This is a genomic window from Rhodococcus sp. P14, assembly GCF_000256505.1.
Classification (GTDB): domain Bacteria; phylum Actinomycetota; class Actinomycetes; order Mycobacteriales; family Mycobacteriaceae; genus Rhodococcus; species Rhodococcus ruber.
In genome coordinates, this window is sequence record NZ_AJFC01000298.1 from 1 (window position 1) to 5,497 (window position 5,497).

7 protein-coding genes are annotated in these 5,497 nt (G+C 72.4%); all 7 read right to left on the bottom strand.

All coding sequences use genetic code 11. From position 1 onward, the window contains the following. Positions 1-160 precede the first annotated feature (160 nt). A complete protein-coding gene (locus OEY_RS0120985; RefSeq protein ID WP_010595740.1) occupies positions 161-1,255 on the bottom strand; it encodes a Rieske 2Fe-2S domain-containing protein in 1,095 nt (364 codons plus the stop codon). A 1-nt stretch (position 1,256) separates the two neighbouring features. After that, positions 1,257-1,499, bottom strand: coding sequence for a recombinase-like helix-turn-helix domain-containing protein (locus OEY_RS0120990; protein WP_003934497.1), 243 nt, complete (start codon positions 1,497-1,499; stop codon positions 1,257-1,259). After that, positions 1,496-1,960, bottom strand: coding sequence for an alpha/beta fold hydrolase (locus OEY_RS0120995; RefSeq protein ID WP_010595741.1), 465 nt, complete (start codon positions 1,958-1,960; stop codon positions 1,496-1,498). Before OEY_RS0120995 ends, OEY_RS0120990 begins: the two co-directional genes overlap by 4 nt. Beyond that, positions 1,957-3,642: a thiamine pyrophosphate-binding protein gene (locus OEY_RS0121000; protein ID WP_010595742.1), complete on the bottom strand. Its 1,686-nt coding sequence runs from the start codon at positions 3,640-3,642 to the stop codon at positions 1,957-1,959. Before OEY_RS0121000 ends, OEY_RS0120995 begins: the two co-directional genes overlap by 4 nt. A 31-nt stretch (positions 3,643-3,673) precedes the next feature. Further along, positions 3,674-4,459, bottom strand: coding sequence for an SDR family oxidoreductase (locus OEY_RS0121005; RefSeq protein ID WP_010595743.1), 786 nt, complete (start codon positions 4,457-4,459; stop codon positions 3,674-3,676). Between the two features lie 39 nt (positions 4,460-4,498). Next, on the bottom strand, positions 4,499-5,236 hold the full coding sequence (locus tag OEY_RS0121010) for an SDR family oxidoreductase (protein ID WP_010595744.1): 738 nt from the start codon (positions 5,234-5,236) through the stop codon (positions 4,499-4,501). Continuing rightward, positions 5,236-5,497: alpha/beta fold hydrolase (locus OEY_RS0121015; RefSeq protein ID WP_010595745.1), on the bottom strand; the 262-nt coding region annotated here is incomplete at its 5' end. The genes OEY_RS0121015 and OEY_RS0121010, both read right to left, overlap by 1 nt.

Below are 5,497 nucleotides of genomic sequence, written 5' to 3' on the forward strand. Positions count from 1 at the left end.
ATCTGGCCGATCCCCATCGCGACGACCCACGAGACGACCTCGCACCCCTCGGGCGGGAACCCGTGCCACCAGTCCGCGTCGTCGAGCCGGCCCTGCAACTGTTCGAGGTTCCGGCTCTGGTCGTGCCGCAGGACGACGGTGAGCATCAGGGTCCCGCCGCTCATGCCGGCACACCCGCGAGCACGGCCGCCTGCTGCTTCGCGTCGGCCCGGTAGATCCGGCGGATCCGGGAGACACCGAGGTCGTGCTGGTAGAGGTGTTCCTCGACGTCGGCGTCCGCAGCCAGCGCCTCGAGGACGGCGCGGTCCTGTTCGAGGACCTCCCAGTGCCGTTCCTCGAGCCGGGTCCGGTACAGGAATCGCCACGCCTCCCGTTCCCAGCCCGATACCCGCCGGGTGCGCCAGTGGAAGATGGCGGAGTGGTCCCGGTCGATCGGGGTGCACATCCCGACGATGCCGAAGACCCCGCCGGGACCGGCGTTGGGGGCGTACGGGATCTCGAGGTCCACGTAGTCCATCGATCCGCGCACGAATTCCACCCAGTCGAAGTTCACGCCGCGCTGGTCGGTCTTCTCGAAGAAGAACCCGCGGCCGGTCTCGCGGATCCGGAACCGCGCCGACGTGTCGCCGCCGAACATCGAGTGCGAATTGCGGTGCAGGAACGCCCCGTGCATCGGATCGAGCACGTTGTCCATGTAGAACCGCCACGGCCCGGCCCACTCCGCGTAGTTCGGGAACCACGACACCTCGTCGTCCGCGAGCCGGTCCGGCAGCACGAACGGGGTGGGCACGGAGTCGTGGGTCAGGGGCACGAACGCGAAGATCGTGTCGGCGGCTTCGACCACCGACAGCGACGCGGTCGCGCGTTTGCCCTCGAGCGCGCATCCGGGCATGCCGGGCACGGAGACGACGGTGCCGGTGCCGTCGACCTGCACGCCGTGGTACAGGCAGGCGACGCGGTCACCGAGGTGCTGGCCGACGGACAGCGGCGCGCTGCGGTGCGGGCACCGGTCCTCGAGCATGTGGACTGCGCCCCGCGCGTCGCGGAACAGCAGCCAGTCCACGCCGAGGCGGGTGACCTTGATCATGGCGCCCGGTTCGACCATGCGCGACGGGAGGATCGGGTACCAGCGGTCGCGCAGGCCGGTCGCGGCGATCTCGTCGGCGTCCATCGGCCGGCGGGTGCCGACGGCGAATCGGGGTCCGGTCGGGCGCGAGCCCCCGGTGGTGGTGTGTGTGGTCTCGAAGGTGGTCATGTCATCTCCCCAGTCGTCGCATCTCGGCGCGGAAGGTGTCCTCGGTCCAGGGCCGGCCGTCGGGGCCGTGCAGCCCCAGGCCGTTGAGTCCCTCGACGACACCGGGCAGGTCGTGGGTGCCGGTCCCGAAGATCTCCATCAGGGAACCGGCGAGCTTGTCCTCGTAGGGGGTCAGCGGATCGGGATGGGTCTGTCGGGGTTCCAGGTACGGTTCGGCGGATCGTGCCGTCGCGGTGCGGTTCACGCGAGAACTCCTTCGATGTGGGGGGTGGGGGCGGCGAGCCCGGAGCGGTAGCGGGCGGCGAGTCCCTCGGCGATGGCGGCGAAGGCGCTCGCCCATTCGGCGAACGACTCGGGCCGCGTGAGGTGGACGGGCGCCGGACATCCGTCGACGACGACGAAGACTCCGTTGTCGATCTCGCCGGCGAGGCGCTGCGGTACGGACAAATCGGTGTCGTCGCCGAGCGCGGAGGCCACCACCAGGGTGGGGACGGTGATCCGGCCGAGGACGCCGGCGACGGTGTCGACGTCGAGCACGGGATCGGCGAGGATCAGGCTGCGCAGCAGGGATTCGTGACGGCCCGCCGCGCGCAGGGCGGGTTCGGCATCGGCACCCGCGGCGCACAGGTGCACCGCGCGGCCGTCGCGTAACGCCGTCTCGGCCTGCCCGCCGGCCCACCAGAGCGCCTCGGCCGGCGAGTTCATCGCGCACCTCCCGTCGGCACGTGCACCGGTGGGACGAACGGTCCGGGCGGGGGGTCGAGGGCGGTCACGTCGACCTCGACGAGGGCGGGCCGGCGCGCCGCGACCGCCTCGGCCAATGCGGCCTCGAAGACGCCGGGCCGCTGCACGAGGGTGTACGGCATGCCCATCGACGCGGCGAGCAGATCGAACCGCGGCGTGTGCAGGTCCACCCCGGACCGACAGAAACCGTTGGCCTCCTGCATGTTCCGGAGAACGCCGTAGCCGCCGTCGTTGAACACCAGCACGACGCACCACGCGTCGGTGCCGGCGAGCGAGGCGAGCTCGCCGAGGTGCACGGCCAGACCGCCGTCCCCGGCCATCACGACCGTCGGCACGTCCCGGCGGGCCTGGGCCGCACCGAGTCCCATGGCCAGGCCCTGCCCGATGCCGCCGCCGAGCGGGAAGATGTTGGTCTCCCGCTCGTAGAACGGCAGCAGGCGGTTGCCCCACTGGCTGGACGGGATCGTCACGTCGCGGGCGACCACGGACCGACGGGGCAGCACGCGGCGCATGCCCTCGCAGATCTCGGCGTAGCCGCCGATGTACTCGGTGAGTGCGGCCCGGCTGCGCTCGCGCACCGTTCGGACCCGGGCCGCCCAGTCGTCGCGCCGGCCGGCGCCGTCGAGCGCGTCGAGGATGCCGCGCAGTGCCGTGCGGGCGTCGGCGACGATGCCGACCGTGGCCGGATACACCCGGCCGATCGCGGCGGGATCGACGTCGATCTGCACCTGGGTCGCCGGCAGTGCGAGGTGGTAGCTCTTGGTCTCGTTGGACCGGAAGTGGGTTCCGACGGCGAGCAGGACGTCGGCGTCGGCGAGGAGCCCGGCGACCTCGGGGGAGGCCGCGAAGTTCCCGACGACGAGGTCGTCGTCCTCGGACACGATGCCCCGTCCGGAGTTGCTGGTGAGAATCCCGGCCCCGAGCCGGTGCGCGAGGGCACGCAGTTCGTCGCCGGCGCCGGCGGCACCCCCACCGAGCCACAGCAGCGGCCGCTCGGCGGAGGCGAGCACCGCGGCGGCGCGGTCCAGCGCAGCAGCGTTGGGGGCCGGTGGCCGTGCGATCCGGGTATCGGCCGCCCGCTGCTCGTCCGGTGACGCCAGATACTGCAGGTCGGTGGGCCATTCGATGCTGGCGGGCCCCTGCGGTGCCGACAGGATGCGGCCGATCGCGGCCTCGAGTTCCGCCTCGGCGTCCTTGGCGTCGGTGATCGTCGCCGCGTAGGCGGACACGGCGTCGAGCATCTGCCGTTGCCGGGGGAATTCGTGGATCACGCCGCGGCTCGACGAGGCCGGTTCGGGCGTGAGGAATTCGCTTTCGATCTGGCCGGTCACGTGCAGGACGCGGCTGCCGGCGGTGAGCGCCTCTATCATCGATCCGGCGGCGTTGCCGGCGCCGGTTCCGGTGCTCGTCAGTGCCACGCCGATGCGGCCCGAGGCGCGGGCGTACCCGTCCGCGGCGTTGACCGCCGCGGCCTCGTGCCGCACCTCGACGAAGTTCAGGTCGCGGGCGACGGCCTCGACGAGGGGCAGGTTGTGGATGCTGACGACGCCGAACGCGGTGTCGATGCCGTGCCGGCGCATGACCGACACGAGGACGTCGCCGCCGGTGGCGCGCCGACCCGGCGCGGATGAGGGGGTGTCCATGTTTCCTCCGATGCAGATGACCACTGGCGGGTCAGACGTAGCGTCCGACTCCGCCGCCGACGTCGACGGTCGCGCCGGTCACGTAGCTGTTGCGGGGTGAGAGCAGGGTGGTGACGGGGAAGGCGACCTCGTCCGCAGTTCCGAAGCGGCCCAGTCCGATTCCGCGGGCGGCGGCGATCTCGGCGCTCCACTCGTCGAAGTCGCGGCCGGCGCCGGATTCGGCGTGCCGGCGCTGCCACTGGCCGGTGTCGACGAGGCCGAGCAGCACCGAGTTGACGCGGATGCCGTCGGGGGCGAGTTCCCCGGACAGGGACTGCGCCAGGTTGAGCAGTCCGGCACGGGCGGCCGAGGTGACGGCGAGCCGCAGTTCGGGTTGCCGCGCGAGGATCGCGTTGACGATCACCACGGAGGCCGCATCGGACTTCGCGAGCGCCGGCCGGGCCACGCGGATCAGATGCAGCGCGCCGAAGATCTTGAGCTCGAACTCGTCCCGGATCTGCTCGTCGGTGGTGTCGGTGAGTGTCGACATCAGTGAACGCCCGGCGTTGCACACCACTCCGTCGATGCCGCCGAACCGGTCGACGACCGCATCGGCGAAGGCCTGCACGGAGTTCCGGTCGGTGACATCGCACGCGGCGGTCAGGACGTCGGCCGGGTCGGCCGCCAGGGTGGCGGCGGCGCGGCGCAGGCGTGCGAGGTCGCGGGCGCAGAGTGCGACGCGGGCGCCTTCGGCGGCGAGCATCCGGGCGGTGGCGAGGCCGACCCCGGAACTCGCGCCGGTGACGATCACCGTGCGTCCGGTGAGGTGCAGGTCCATGGGTTCTCCGTGGGTTCGGGTGCTCGCCGGGCGAGCAGGTCAGTTCAGGACGAATCCGCCGTCGACGACGACGGTCTGGCCGGTGACGAAGGCGGCGTCCTCCGACAGGAGGAACCGGACGACCCCGGCGACGTCCTCGGGGGTCTGGTCGCGCGGGAGGGCGCGGCCCTGCGCGTAGGTGGCGTAGCGGGCGGCGGGAACGGACTCGGTGGCCTCGACCCGGACGAGCCCGGGGGCGACGGCGTTGACCCGCACCCCGTGGGGGCCGGCGTCCCGGGCCATCGAACGGGTCATCGCGACGACTGCGCCCTTGGAGGCGACGTAGTGGACGAGCCGCGGTGATCCGTAGAACGCCACGTCGGATGCCATGTTCACGATCGCGCCGCCGGCGGCGGCGAGCAGCGGCCACAGGTGTTTGGTCACGAGCCAGGTGCCGCGCACGTTGACCGAGGTGATCCGGTCGAACTCGGGTTCGGGCAGTTCCCAGAAGGCGTCCCCGCCGACACCGTCGGCGACGGCGGCGTTGTTGACCAGGCCCACCAGCGGCCCCTCCTCGGCGACGCGCACCGCCAGAGCGCGCACGGACGCGGCGTCCGCGATGTCCGTGACCACCGCGATCGCCTCGCCGCCGCGGTCGCGCAGGGCGGTGGCGGCGGCTTCGGCGTTCTCCGCGTTGCGCTCGGCGATCACCACGCGCCGTCCCTCGGCGCACAGCCGTTCGGCGATGCAGTAGCCGAGTCCGCGCCCGGCACCGGTCACCACGACGGTTCCGCTCATCACGCCATCTCTTCCCAGAATCGGACGAGTTCACCGGCGACCACGCGGGGCTGCTCCTGGATCGCGGCGTGACCCGCACCGGTGACGACGGTGAGCCGCGCCCCGGGAATGGCGTCCGCCAGGAGTTGCGACTCGGCGACGCCGGTGACGCGGTCGTGCTCGCCGACCACCACGAGGGTGGGGACGGCCAGCGTGTGCAGGATCGGCCCGTGGTCGGTCGACGCCATGCATTCGGCGGCGGCCGCGTACCCGGCGGGGCGG